Source organism: Ruminococcus sp. Marseille-P6503 (assembly GCF_900604945.1).
Taxonomy (GTDB): domain Bacteria; phylum Bacillota; class Clostridia; order Oscillospirales; family Ruminococcaceae; genus FB2012.
This window is the reverse complement of sequence record NZ_UWPB01000002.1, coordinates 91,952-104,936: the sequence shown is the minus strand read 5'-3', so window position 1 is coordinate 104,936 and position 12,985 is coordinate 91,952. Positions and strand designations below refer to the sequence as shown.

Here is a 12,985-nt window from a genome sequence, read left to right as displayed (position 1 = left end):
TTTTTGCCCTTTCGGTGCGCTGCTCCGCAGCTGAAAAAATTGAAAAGAAAAAGGTTCAGACCTCCATTGTCGAAACCGCTTCGGGCTGAGCTGACTGAGGAAAAAACTCCTCGATCTTTTCAGGAGAATCGTGCTGCATAAAGCATTGACAAGCCTTTTCTCTGCACTGCTGCGCAAATTCCGGGTGCAGTGTTCCGGTCAGATATTCGTTAAAATCTTTGTACGGAACCGGAGGTCTGGAACGGCCGATTACATATTTGCTTTTATATATTTCAACGTATTTTAAAATCGCGTTTTGTCCTACGTTGTTCCAGCAGTGCAGATTCTTATCAAATTTGTAGTAGTCATTATCCAAGCAAAAAATTATCTGTCTGATTCGCGGATTATCGGAAAGATACTGCTTAAGAGCCAGATCGGACGTGCCGCCAAGCGCGAGCCGTGTGTCATTTTTCCAATCCAGGCCTGACAGCTTACACAAGGTTGCATGGCTCATCGCGTCGATTGGCGCCTCAAAAACAAAAAGACGGTCGCTTGTACCGTCTATCCTGAAGCCGTATTTTTTATCGCTGTTTAAAACCTCTCCTTTAAACGGCTCTTTGCCTTTAATTTCAACCGTGCCGCGCACATTCGCATATTTTATAGTACCGCTGTTGTCCTTACCGCAGAAAACTACATTCCGGTGAATATCCTGATATATGCTGCGGTCGTAAAGGCATTTATATACCACGTCTTTATCAATGCAGCGCTTAGTCATCAGAAACCAATAGAGATTACCGAACGTACCGTGAAAAGTTTCCGGCAGCTTTATTTCTCCTTTTGGCTTCGGCGGCTCATTGTTTATGCGCAGCTCTCTGGACGGAGTGATGTTGGCGCAGATAAGCAGCATTTTTATAGCTTCGGTTTTCTTTTGTATACCGCAGTATTTTATCAGAAACTCAACATTGTTTCCTTTTTCGCCTGTGTCATGCTCATACCAGCCTAAGCCGTTGCTCCAGATATATAACCCTCCTGAATAATTTTTCACGCGGAAAACATTGCGTTCGGCTTTAAGCTCATAGCCATACTGCATTGCCAAATCCAAAACGGAAGTTTCATAAGCGGCTTTCATTTCGTCCTGAGTAAAAGGATAATTGTTTCTGTTCAATTTTTATCACTCCATTTCCAGATCAGGCTGCTCCGGTTCTGCTTGATATTGTATTATGCTCCGGTTGATTTCAGAAAGTCTTGAATAATAATTATTGAAGCCGATAATAACGGACCGCAGATCACGATCTGTCAAATTTCCCAGCTTAGCGATCACCTCAGACTGTTTAAAGAACTCGATCTTGTTACAGCGGACAAACGACTGAAAATTCAATCCGGCTGCCTGACTTTCGGCAAGCCTGATACTGTACCTGTCATATGTACGTTCCTTAGACGTTACCTTAAGTCCGGCAAATTCATTATTATCTGAATTAACAAGAATACAGACCGCGGGTCTGAGCTTAGCCATTCCCGTGTTTTCCTCGTAGTGAAAATTCACCAAATATATATCTCCTATTTCCATTGCTTTCCCTCCGAACAAAAAAGGAAGAACACCAAAAATGTTCTTCCTTTAAGGATAAATATTAAGTTTACAGTGACGCAGACAAGTTAATTACGCGTCCGGTCTTTCAGCAGTTCTTCAGCAAGCTTATCGTTTGCCTCCGCTTCATCAGCAGTTTCATCATCTTCCGAATCTGATAAAATCATAAGCTGCATACTCAGATATTCTTTTTCAATCTTGTTCAGCGCAAAGCCTTTTTGCTGTTTTGCAAGCAGCGCCGGAACCTTATATATATCAGGTACGCTTTCCAGAATATCCGCGCCGTTTTTCAGCGCCTCTGCCGCTTCCTCCGATAAAGGCATTCCGTCCTTGAGCCGATTAGCCGCCTCAATATACTTACTCATAAATGTTTCCTCCTTGATTTTTATTCGGAGCCTTGCTCCGTCCAAAAAACTGAGGCGTTATATGTATATATTATGTATCAAAAATTATACGTTGTCAAGCCTCAATTGAATATTCTTCCGCCGTTTCAGCTTTCATTTCAGACACATACAGATTAACATAGCTGTCGATCTCCTGAATTGATTCGTTAAAAGCCCTGCCGGCATTTGAAAAAATTGTTTCAAGATTTTCAAAGGCGTTCTTATCTCCGTTTGCCTTTGACCCCATTTCTGATATAGCCTCTGTATATTGACGATAGCTGCCTGCAAGGTGCGCCTTGCGTATATCGTTTGTTTCTATACCAAAATGAGAATTAAGCATTATGTTATATATGTCCGCTTCAACCTCGCGCTGAGCGGAAAGCTTATTTTCGGCTTCTTTTGTTCTGTGCATAAGAAAATGCCCCAGCTCATGGCATAAAGTAGAAAGCCTCTGGGTATCCTCCAGCCTGTTATTCAAACCTATACCCTTTATCTCCGAGGTATAGCAGAAGCCGCGAAGCGTTATTGAATTATCTATTTCAATTTTTACCGGACAGTCAAGCTCATTTTCGATATATGCTTTTAGTCCCTCAAATATTTCAGCGTGCTGCTCTGAGCTGTAACCCATGGAATAAATCTGCGGATAATACTTTGACGGTATCGCCGTCTGAGAAATATCAAAGACAGTTCCCAGCCTGAACGTAAGCCCTGTTTTTGTTTCAAGCGTCCCTGCTTTGGCCGCGTTTTTTTGCTGTGCTGTCGCTTCGGACATTCTGATCCATTCGTTATTGACTTTATCTACACAAATAAACGTTATTTCAGCCGGCACAAAAATCTTCATACCCGTCTGACCGGCCTTTACTCCGAAATACGGAATATTGCCTTTATCGTCAAACTCGCCGTTTTCAACTGCTATTTCTTTTCCCAGCTCTTTGAACCGCGCATAGCTTCCGATAAAAGAAGCGGCTGGATTCTGAGCATAAATAAGCATGGTGTTTCTGACGCTGTAATTATGGAACCTGGAACGGAACTCGGCAAGCTCAGCAAGCTTTTCCGGACTGTCAGTATAGTTAAGAGCGATATTCTCAATTTCCTTTTGCAGTTTTTCTTTCTGAAGCTGTATATCCTTGGAATGCTGCATTCTTTTTTCATTTGAGACCTTCATGCTATGCCTCCTGTGCAAGATGATCCATTATCGCTATGACTTCATCTGCCGGAAGCTCAGATATATGCTTCAGATCATCACAATTCAGAATCTCTCCTTTGACCGCGTATTCTTCCGGCATTTCATAATAGCTGATCTCGTTATTTTCATCGACTGTCAGAGCCTTTCCGTTGTACCAGCCGATTATTTCATTGTCCTTTAGCATTTTTCGTACCTCCTAATTTATTTTTTTGATTGAAAATACATATTCAGCGCTTCGGTTACTATGCTATCATAATCAGCAACAGCGGAAACATTATGCTTTTGAAGTATTTGAGGTATTACAACCTCAGTAAGTTCAAGTGATTTCTCCACTTTTTCAGTCACAGATTTTTTACTCTTTATGTCGCCAAAATATTTGGTTAGCAACTTTGGTTTCAGCGTAACGGACATTGGCTTTTCTTTTTTCAATTTTTCGTCGCCTGAAATGATTTTTAAAATCTCGTTTCCGTTAGTTATATTCTTTCCGTTTTTGGTTGCATAACGCAGCCTCTGAGCTGCTTTGATCGTTATTGATAAAGTTTTATGACTGTCGTATATAATGTTAAGAGCAAAAAGAGTGTCAGCCGGCACAAACGACAGCTCATATGCTGCGGTGTATGGAATCGTGCCATTATCAACCTTTTCCAGCAGCTGATCGGACAGCTTTGATATGCGGATCAGGCGCTGGATTTCTGCCGCAGATATACCTGTTTTTTCTGAAATATATTCCCGTGCTTCAGACTTCTGTTCAATTTGAACAGAAGTTAAATTTTCCTCGGTTTCATCGGGCTTTGCGGCGTTATTTTCAGTGAAATTTTTTGTGTCTTCAGGAATAGAATAATCAAGCTGTTCAATTCGTTCCAGCTGTGCTATCTCGTCAAGCAGATCTGTCCTCATGCCCTGAGCTTTTATGCAGCTGTACCACTGCGCTATCGCTCTTGCCTTTACCGACACAGGTATTTCTTCAAGCGACCGCTGGCACATATTTGTTTCAATAGCGATCAGCTTTGCTTCTTCCTCGGATTTTGGGATAACCGCAATCGCCGGCACTTCCTGAATCCCTGCGATCCGACAGGCGTGTACACGATTATGTCCGGCAAGTATTTCATAGCTGTTGCCCTTGAAGTCCAGCGCGCGAACTATGATCGGAGTTAATACTCCCAGAGTTTTAATAGATTCAACAAGCCGGTCAAGCCGATCTCCGCTGTACAGAGGAAAAATATGATCCCTATAGCTTTTCAGCTTTGCCGGATCTATATATTGTATGCTGTTCATAAAAATCACCCTATTTCAAATTCCATTTCTTCTTCAATTATTTCTTCGGTAATCCGTTCCTGATACGGCTGAATATCAGAAACATTCGCTTCAGCTGATATTTCACCTTCGATTCTATTTTCAATCGTTTCATTTATTATCTCATCGACCGATTCAATCGCTATATCAGAAATTATAACCTCGACTGCCTCCTGGGGCAGCGGTTCCTTCTGAATAAAAGGATTGACTTCCTTTTCAAATTTTGTTGCTTGTTCCAAGAGCCTTTGATCGCTATAGGCTTTGTAAGCCGCCTCTGTCATAACCACAGGCTTAGTCAGATGACCCAAATAGTCCTTGAAATCCGATTCAGACAGAGGGGTAATATCATGTATGCTGTATAATTGATCGCTGTCATATGATTGTATAACAATATCCGCGGATTTGGTCTTATCATCATAATTTGTGTAAAGCCTTATAACCTCATTCGGTTTTTGTTTATTAAGAACATACATAACGCGGTTGGAGCCGGGACGCTCTATACGTTCTTTTATCAGAGTTTCGGATAAGCTTTCAGCCTCCTGTGCTGTTATTATCCTGGCTTTGTTAAGCATTTTACGGCTCTCGGGTGTAGGCTTGCGCTTTTTTACCTCTTTTTTCACAAACTCTATATCAGACTGCCGCATAGCTGATTTTTTTATTTCAGCCGGTTCAGTTGTCATTGCTGGTTTCCTGTCCGCTTGAAGGTTATCCGGAGACGAAGTCTGTTCAGCTTGGTCTATAAGCTGCTGTATTTCATTAATGGTTTTCTTATGAGCCTCAAGCTCATCTGATTTCATCAGACTTTCAATATATCTTTCCGGCTTTTCATACGCGGACTGCAAATAGCCTTTTATCTGAGCGATGTTCCGCAGATCGGAATAACTGTCAGTTACCGCTATTTCCGTTGATAACGCCTTAAGGTGCAGCTGCACATTTTCGCCCTGCGGAGCGAACCTCTCCCAGTATTCCTGAACATTTTCACCGAATCTTTTAAGAAACAGCGATTCATAAAGCCACTTATATTCCTGACCGTAATAATCGGGAACGGGGAAATCAAGCATATATGCTTTTGCAAACTTACATTTAATTTCATCAGTAAGCAGCATTTTCTCAAAATTCTGCACTGACAAAGCCAAATCGTGCGTTTTACCGTCAATAGTTATTTGCATGACTACAGTTTTTACTCTTGAAATAAAAGTACGTTCCAGCTCACTGCGAATATCGCTTAAAGCGTCTTCAATTACTTTATTATCAATTTTAACCGCTTCGTCAAAGCTTCCGCATACCTTCTGCACATTTTCCTCGTTTATTTCAAGGTTCAGCTCATGCAAAGTCTTTTGAACAGATTTGACGAGGTTCGGAGCAGCTATCAGCAGCCCCTGATTTCTTAACGGAAATTCGCTGCTGCCAATAATATCTTTAATTTTATTGAAATTTAAGATTTCTTCCGCTGAGGCTATCAGGTCCTTTTTCGATCTGCCGGAAAGCTGCTTTTCAAACTGCCGTGCTTCATCGGCAAGCTTTGTCTGTATATCCGGCAACGGTTTTTCCTTTAATATTCCTCTGGCTCGCAGATAATCAGGAATCAAATGAACAAGATTATTGAAATGCGCTTTTGCTTCCTGAAAAGGGAGGTTTAGAAGCCCTTTTTGGTTAAGCTCATACATGGGAATTGACATTCTTCCGTCCTGTTCAGGATAGCCTAAATTGTTTTCATCGTACTCATCGGCTTTTGCCAGCGCCGTCTGAGACAGAACCTGTTGCGCAAAGTCCTTGCCGATGATCAAGGCTCTTAATCCCTTTCCGGCCGCAAGCACAAGCTGATAAATTCCATGCGCCAGTTCGTGGCGTATTGTAACCTCGCCGTAAATTCCGGTTTCAATTGCCATTCTTTTCACTCCTTTTTTAGTGCGACATCATGTCGCATAAAAAAAGACGACTGATAATTCAATCGCCTTTTCTCTACATATTATAATTTGTTCTTCCGTCTATAACCCTTACGATCTTAACGGTTTTCATTTCATCGTAAACTAAGTAGAAAACAATATACTTATCTACGATCAGCTTCCGGTAATTGCTTCCGTCATATGCTTTAATTCTTGTTTCTACACCTTTCTGCGGAAAACTGCTCAGTCCTAAAATTGATCTGCTTATTTGCTGAACTATTCGTTTAGCGGCTTTTTCTGCGGTTAAAGCATTGCAGATATATTCAAACAAGCAGTCAATGTCTTTCTGCGCTTCATCAGAAATTACTACTTCATAATTTGAAATCATACTTGTCACTCATTTTTTTCAAAAATTCATCTGCCGGCGCCGTATTTCCCTCTTTTAAAGAACGCTCTCCCTCGGCAAGCTTTTCAAGCAGTTCACTGTAGCTGGCTGCCTGAAGTCTTTGCGGCGCGTCGAGGGTAGGTCTGAACGGAAGTCCGTTTTCAATGATCGTCTGGCGGATAAACATATTTATTGCCGTTGACATATCAAGACCCAGACTGTCAAAGATCATTTTTGCATTATCCTTATCCTGCTTATTAATCCGAACGTTGATCGTTGTTTTTTCCATAACTAACAGCTCCTTTGGTTTTGTTACTTTTATTATATCATTATATCAAGCTGTTGTCAATACATTGTGCGCACATATCAATTATACATAATGCAACATTATGTCGTGTTTTTATGATTTTTAAAATATTCGTCTAAAATGTTGAGTATGCTTTCTTTTATCTTATCAGGCTCTAGGGTGTCGGAAAAATATTTTGAAAAATCCTCTCTTTTAAAAGTTATCTTCTTCTTTTCAATTTTATTAGGATTAAAAATTGAAAAAAGAAAATCTTCGGTTAAATTAAAGTCTTGGCATTTGAGTTTTAAGATTTGTGAAATTTTAGGTGTAACCTTATATTCATTCTCATCTATAAACTCAGTGAGAAATTGCTGATTTAATTGTGAAAGATACGAAAGATTAACGCCTGCCACAAAGGTTATTTCACCACAGTCAACTTTTTCAAGCAAAGGTTTGATGAGATATGTAAGCCGTATATATCGCTGAATCTGACGTCTGTCCTGGGATTCTTTAAGCGCTATGCTTTTTACGCTTGAACACTCCTTCTGAATTTTATATGCGTAAGCACGTTCCGATGGCAGCAATTCCTCTCGCTGGATCAGGTTTGAATTAACCATGATAAGTTTTGCGGTTCGCTCGTCACAGTCTTTGATAATGCAAGGAATTGTATTAAGTCCTGCAAGCTTTCCGGCATTTGTTCGATTATGACCCGACAGGATCTGATATTTTGTGTTAAAAGGCCGCACGATCACTGGCGACAGAATGCCGTTCTCTTTAATATCCGCCGCAAGTTCCGCAAGCTTTTCAGCATGATATAGCTTAAAAGGCTGATCTTCAAATGGGATAAGCAAATCTACAGGAAGCTGTTTGATATTCTCGTTTTCAAAAAGTGTTTCAAAGCTTGAAAAGCTTGCGCGTGGTTTACTTTCTTTTGAGAAATCTATTTTCATTGCAAACACTTCCTTCATCAAATGCGACATAATGTCGCACTTTCAATTTCATTTGCAAGCGACTTATATTCTTCGCCTAATTTATTTTTGTAAAGCACGAGAGCTTTTTCTGTATATGTGCTATATGTAGCAGAAACTGATTTGCTTATGCGCGTTGAAAACAGCTTATCGTTAAATTGGTGTTTAAGCTGTTTGATAACAGCTTTTGACATATTTGTGTTATCGGCCATTGTAACAACTACTCCTGCAAGCTTCAGCTGAGGATTGAGGGTTTGCTGCACCTGCTGAGTCACGTCAAGCAAAAGATTTATCCCGTCTAAAGCAAATTTTTGAGCCTGCACCGGAACTACCAGACTATCTGCCGCAGCTAAAGCGTTCATCAGTAAAATTCCTAGCGAAGGCAAGCAATCAATAATAATATAATCGTACTCAAGATTTTCTTTCATCAATATTCTTTTCAAAACTGTTTCACGGCTCAAGGTCTGAGCTAAAAAAAGCTCAGCTGAAGACAAGTTAATGTCAGCCGGAATGTAGTCAACATGATTTGCTTCACTGTTACATATTGATTTATAAATGTCAAAAAAGGAGTTGTGGACTACAGACAGCATAAGTTCTGTAATTGTTATCTGATCTGCTGAATATTCATATCCTAAGTAGCTGCTCAGATTTCCCTGCGGATCGAGGTCTATAAGCAAGACTTTATATCCTTTCATTCCCAGAGCGGCTCCCAGATTAACGGCAGTTGTTGTTTTTCCTACTCCGCCTTTCTGGTTGGCGATTGCGATTACTTTTGTGTTCTTCATAAGATCAAGTCCTTTCAAATTCTTTGTGTTCTTCAGTTTTGGCATAGAAAAAGCAGCAGGGAAGAACACTTAACCTGCTGCTCAAGGAGCGACCTTGTCTATGCTGATGATAATATATCATCAAGTATGCCGGCGATCAGGATCACCGGCACAGTTCATGATATTTCAAATTTTATATTCAACGTCAATTGTTATTGATATTTTCATATGGTTTACCTCATTTCCCAAAATATTTATCTTAAATTACTTGAATTATTATAAAGTATTAATTTATACTTAGTGCTGGATAGAGTGACTGGCTACGAACCAGTAGGTCAGGGGTTCGAGTCCCTTGCAGCGCGCCATATTGAGAACCCTAACGCAGTTTGAACCTTAAAGTCCAAGCTGCGTTGCTTTTTTTTCGAAAATTCACAACAGTGAAGGAACTGAATACGCGCTGAACGCAGCGATGATTTATGCGCAGGTGAAAAGGAGCAACTGAAATAAAATTATGAAAACCGCAAAACTTTCATTAAAAGCTGTTATAATAAGAATAATCGGTTCAATTGCCCTATTGTGTATAATCGCTTTTTGTGTTTTTTGTATTTTATTTTTTAAAGGATTGATACCGATATATCCCGCAATAGACAAAAAGAATGTGGATGAATTCTGCGGAGGCGATTTATGGAGTAATGTTATCAACGAATTTGAAAATGTAGAAATAGACAGCATTTCGCCGCTGCACAGTCCCTCTAAAAATGATGTAAAAGAAAACTATTCTGTCAGGTTAGAAATTCAGGAAAAAGATAAAGATCAATGGATTGAGGATTCCATTGCAGTTTCTTCATATGTTTCACAATATCTATCTGATAATCCGCAATGTGAAATTAATGATTTTAATGGAATTACCGTAGAAATAGTATATGGTATGGACGCGAATTATGTATCCTTCAGCAACATATATAATATGGGTAAAAACAAAGAAAAACTTGATGATTTCAGCTGCATACGGATAACTTCATTGAATGAAGATTCACTATCCTTTTCAGATATAGCATATTTTAATAATGCAGAGTACCTTATAGTGAACGTTCCAATTGACGGCGATACGGATTTTTCAATTCTTGACGAATTGGATTCGGTTAAAGAAATGTATTTATTTGTCGGTGATGACGATGTGACGACTGTAAAACAGCAGGTGGAAGCTATGCGGCTGCCTTATACAGTTAATATTATATGAGCTTATTTTGTTTACCGCTCTGTTTTGTTGGCAGAGCGGTATTTTTATCTTGTTTGATATAATATATAATTCGCATAAAAATAAACGGACTGCTGCATTCAGGGATAATGCCCTCAATTGTTATTTTCATTGTCTGAATCACCGTTTAAAGTGTTTTGCTCTTACTTTTAACAGACGCCTTTTCAAAATATCACCAAATAAATTTCTGTGCCTCAACTAAAATTACTGCCTCATAAGCGGTTATTTTTTTATCCTGTAAAACACTGCTTTAATGATCTGTATTATTATCATAGAGCCGAAGCTTAATCCGTAGGTCGCGGCAAGAAGTCCGCCTGTGAGCTTTACGACCTTGAATAATCCCGATAGGGCAGGGATAAGAAGCACGCAGTTTATAAGGATCATTCCAATGACAAACGCAAGTATTCCGAACGAGTTATTGAACATTCTTCCGGTGAAAATAACAGGCTCGTCGTCCTTGCAGCTGAAGCCATGGAAAAGCCTTGACATACAAAGAGTTGCAAACGCCATGGTGCTTGCGGCTCCGGCGCCCGAATAATGATTGCCCAGCAGGAACGCCGCAATGGTCGCGATGCTTATAACCAATCCGGAATAGCCTATTCTCAGCATAAATGGCTTTGTAAGAATAGTTTCTCCTGCGCGGCGGGGCTTCTGCTTCATAACGTTGTCGGTGTGAGGCTCAAGTCCCAGAGCAATGGCAGGAAGCGAATCGGTAAGAAGGTTGATAAACAGCAGGTGTATAGCCGCGAACGGAACCGGCAGAGCGCACAGAGAGCAGAACAGAACCGTAATGATTCCCGCAAGGTTGCCGGAAAGCAGGAAAAGAATAGCTTTTTTAATGTTCTCATAGATATTTCTTCCGTTTTTGACGGCTTTGATTATAGTAGCGAAATTATCGTCTGCAAGAACCATGGAAGCGGCGTCCTTAGAAACCTCTGTTCCCGTGATTCCCATAGCTACTCCTACGTCGGCCTGCTTGAGAGCGGGAGCGTCGTTTACTCCGTCGCCGGTCATGGCAACTATCTTGTCGTTGCTCTGCCATGCCTTTACTATTCTGATCTTATGCTCCGGAGTAACTCTGGCGTAAACGGATTTATCCTTGACAAAATCGACCAGCTGCTCGTCTGTGAGCCCGTCGAGTGCCGAGCCCTCGACCGCCTCTGAATAATCGCTGAGGATACCGATCTCCTTAGCTATAGCCGACGCGGTTACGATATGGTCGCCTGTGATCATGACGGGCTTTATTCCCGCCGTCTTACATTCCTCTACAGCCTGCTTGGATTCGGCTCTCGGCGGATCCATCATCGCGATAAGCCCTATAAAATCAAGCTCGTACTCGTCCTCAACCGTTATGTCAGCGGCGTTGTACTTTTTGGAAGCGAAGCAGAGAATCCTGAGTCCCTGAGCGGAAAGCTCCGATACCTGAGACTTTATCTGCTCCTTTGTTTCATGAGAGCAGGTCATTCTGTCCGTCAGAACGTCTGCCGCGCCCTTTGTAAACATTATATTCTCTCCGTTTACAACGTTCAGGGTAGACATAAGCTTTCTGTCGGAATCAAAGGGTATTTCGCTGACCCTCGGGAAATTTTCTCTTATCTTGGCGTAGCTCAGACCTTTGGAAGCGGCGAAGTTTATAAGCGCGGTCTCGGTCGGATCTCCGATCTCAACCCCGTCCTTGCACTGGGAATCGTTGCACAGAACTGAAGCGATCATGAGATTTTTTTCTTCGGCAGTTTCCGGGTCGGAGTCCTCAGCGGAAATTATATGACCGTCTACTACGATTTTTCTTACAGTCATCTTGTTCTGGGTGAGAGTACCTGTTTTGTCGGAGCAGATGACGGACACCGAGCCTAGCCCTTCCACCGCCTGAAGCTTGCGGATGATCGCGTTTTCTCGGGACATTTTCTGCGTGCCGAAGGAAAGCACTATCGTTACTATAGAGCTTAACGCTTCGGGAATGGCCGCAACGGCAAGGGCTATCGCGAACATCAGCGAGTTCATAACCTCGCCGGAGTTTATCTTATCTGCCTGAATAAGGCTCAGTCCGAAAACAAGAGCGCATATTATAAGGATCGCAATAGACAGCTTTTTGCCGAAAGAATCCAGTGAATTTTGCAGGGGAGTTTTTCTTTCCTCAGCGTTCTGGATAAGAGAGGCGATCTTGCCGACCTCGGTATTCATGCCTATGTCGGTAACAATAAACTTTCCGCGTCCGTAGGTAACAAAGCTGCCTGAAAAGACCATATTAACCCGGTCGCCCAGAGGACATTCCCTGTCGATATCCTCAACGCTTTTGTCAATGTTCAGGCTTTCGCCAGTAAGAGCGCTTTCGTTTACTTGAACGGAAGCACATTCAATAAGACGTCCGTCCGCAGGTATCTGATCTCCCGCTTCAATAAGTACGATGTCGCCTACGGTAACTTCCTCGGAAGGAATAATTACAGCCTCGCCGTTTCTCATTACCTTAGCGTTGGGAGAGGATAGCTTTTTCAGATTGCTGAGGGACTTTTCGGCTTTAAGGGTCTGAACGGTGCCGAGTATCGCGTTCATGGTTATAACTACCAGAATAACTATCGTACTTTCAGCGTCCCCCATGCAGGCGGATACAACTGCGGCAATTATAAGTATTATTACAAGAAAGTCCTTGAACTGTTCCAGAAAAATAACCAGGGTGCTTTTTTTCCTGCCCTCTGAGATCTGATTTTTTCCGTACTTTTCAGAGTTTTTTTCTGCCTGCTGAGAGGTAAGACCGTTTTCGGAGGAACCGAACTCCGAATAAAGCTCTTCCGGTTTCTGGCGATAGCGTTCGCTCATTAACAACATTCCTTTCAATATTGATCCGCCGGTAATATTTTTCCCGTAAAACTGCCGAATAGTCGCGGCAGGGCAATTTATTGACGGACAGATGTCAGCGCAGTTTCCGCATAAAAAAACGAGACGTTTATTGGAAAAACTGCGCAGCGCAATTATTTCAATAAAAGTCTCGCTGTTTAGATATGCAGCGGGTCGGCA

Annotated in this window: 13 protein-coding genes; 1 reads left to right on the top strand and 12 read right to left on the bottom strand. The window is 41.5% G+C overall.

Features of this window, described 5'->3' with window-relative positions; translation table 11 throughout:
- Positions 1-55: 55 nt before the first annotated feature.
- From EIH25_RS06515 to EIH25_RS06465, 11 genes are all read right to left on the bottom strand, one after another.
- Entirely contained in the window at positions 56-1,144 is a 1,089-nt protein-coding gene (locus EIH25_RS06515; protein WP_124099897.1) for a DUF3991 and toprim domain-containing protein, read from the bottom strand.
- A 6-nt stretch (positions 1,145-1,150) separates the two neighbouring features.
- Positions 1,151-1,546, bottom strand: a complete 396-nt coding sequence (locus EIH25_RS06510; protein WP_124099895.1) for a type II toxin-antitoxin system PemK/MazF family toxin — start codon at positions 1,544-1,546, stop codon at positions 1,151-1,153.
- 86 nt (positions 1,547-1,632) lie between these two features.
- On the bottom strand, positions 1,633-1,929 hold the full coding sequence (locus EIH25_RS06505; protein WP_124099893.1) for a hypothetical protein: 297 nt from the start codon (positions 1,927-1,929) through the stop codon (positions 1,633-1,635).
- Positions 1,930-2,023: 94 nt separating this feature from the next.
- Complete coding sequence (locus EIH25_RS06500) at positions 2,024-3,112, bottom strand: ImmA/IrrE family metallo-endopeptidase (protein ID WP_124099891.1); 1,089 nt, start codon at positions 3,110-3,112, stop codon at positions 2,024-2,026.
- Position 3,113: 1 nt separating this feature from the next.
- Complete coding sequence (locus EIH25_RS06495; protein WP_124099889.1) at positions 3,114-3,317, bottom strand: hypothetical protein; 204 nt, start codon at positions 3,315-3,317, stop codon at positions 3,114-3,116.
- Positions 3,318-3,334: 17 nt separating this feature from the next.
- The gene (locus EIH25_RS06490; RefSeq protein ID WP_124099887.1) at positions 3,335-4,408 is read right to left on the bottom strand and encodes a ParB N-terminal domain-containing protein; all 1,074 of its coding nucleotides are present in this window, start codon (positions 4,406-4,408) and stop codon (positions 3,335-3,337) included.
- A 5-nt stretch (positions 4,409-4,413) separates the two neighbouring features.
- Entirely contained in the window at positions 4,414-6,315 is a 1,902-nt protein-coding gene (locus EIH25_RS06485) for a hypothetical protein (RefSeq protein WP_124099885.1), read from the bottom strand.
- 73 nt (positions 6,316-6,388) lie between these two features.
- Complete coding sequence (locus EIH25_RS06480) at positions 6,389-6,700, bottom strand: type II toxin-antitoxin system RelE/ParE family toxin (protein WP_124099883.1); 312 nt, start codon at positions 6,698-6,700, stop codon at positions 6,389-6,391.
- Positions 6,684-6,986, bottom strand: coding sequence for a type II toxin-antitoxin system RelB/DinJ family antitoxin (locus tag EIH25_RS06475; protein WP_124099881.1), 303 nt, complete (start codon positions 6,984-6,986; stop codon positions 6,684-6,686). The genes EIH25_RS06480 and EIH25_RS06475 overlap by 17 nt, the downstream gene beginning before the upstream one ends.
- A gap of 98 nt (positions 6,987-7,084) precedes the next feature.
- Positions 7,085-7,933, bottom strand: coding sequence for a ParB/RepB/Spo0J family partition protein (locus EIH25_RS06470; protein WP_164489183.1), 849 nt, complete (start codon positions 7,931-7,933; stop codon positions 7,085-7,087).
- A gap of 17 nt (positions 7,934-7,950) precedes the next feature.
- Complete coding sequence (locus EIH25_RS06465; RefSeq protein WP_124099878.1) at positions 7,951-8,736, bottom strand: AAA family ATPase; 786 nt, start codon at positions 8,734-8,736, stop codon at positions 7,951-7,953.
- Positions 8,737-9,226: 490 nt separating this feature from the next.
- On the opposite strand from EIH25_RS06465, the gene EIH25_RS06455 reads away from it, so the two are divergent.
- Entirely contained in the window at positions 9,227-9,955 is a 729-nt protein-coding gene (locus tag EIH25_RS06455; RefSeq protein WP_124099876.1) for a hypothetical protein, read from the top strand.
- A gap of 240 nt (positions 9,956-10,195) precedes the next feature.
- On the opposite strand, the gene EIH25_RS06450 is transcribed toward EIH25_RS06455, so the two are convergent.
- Complete coding sequence (locus EIH25_RS06450) at positions 10,196-12,787, bottom strand: cation-translocating P-type ATPase (RefSeq protein ID WP_124099874.1); 2,592 nt, start codon at positions 12,785-12,787, stop codon at positions 10,196-10,198.
- Positions 12,788-12,985: the final 198 nt, after the last annotated feature.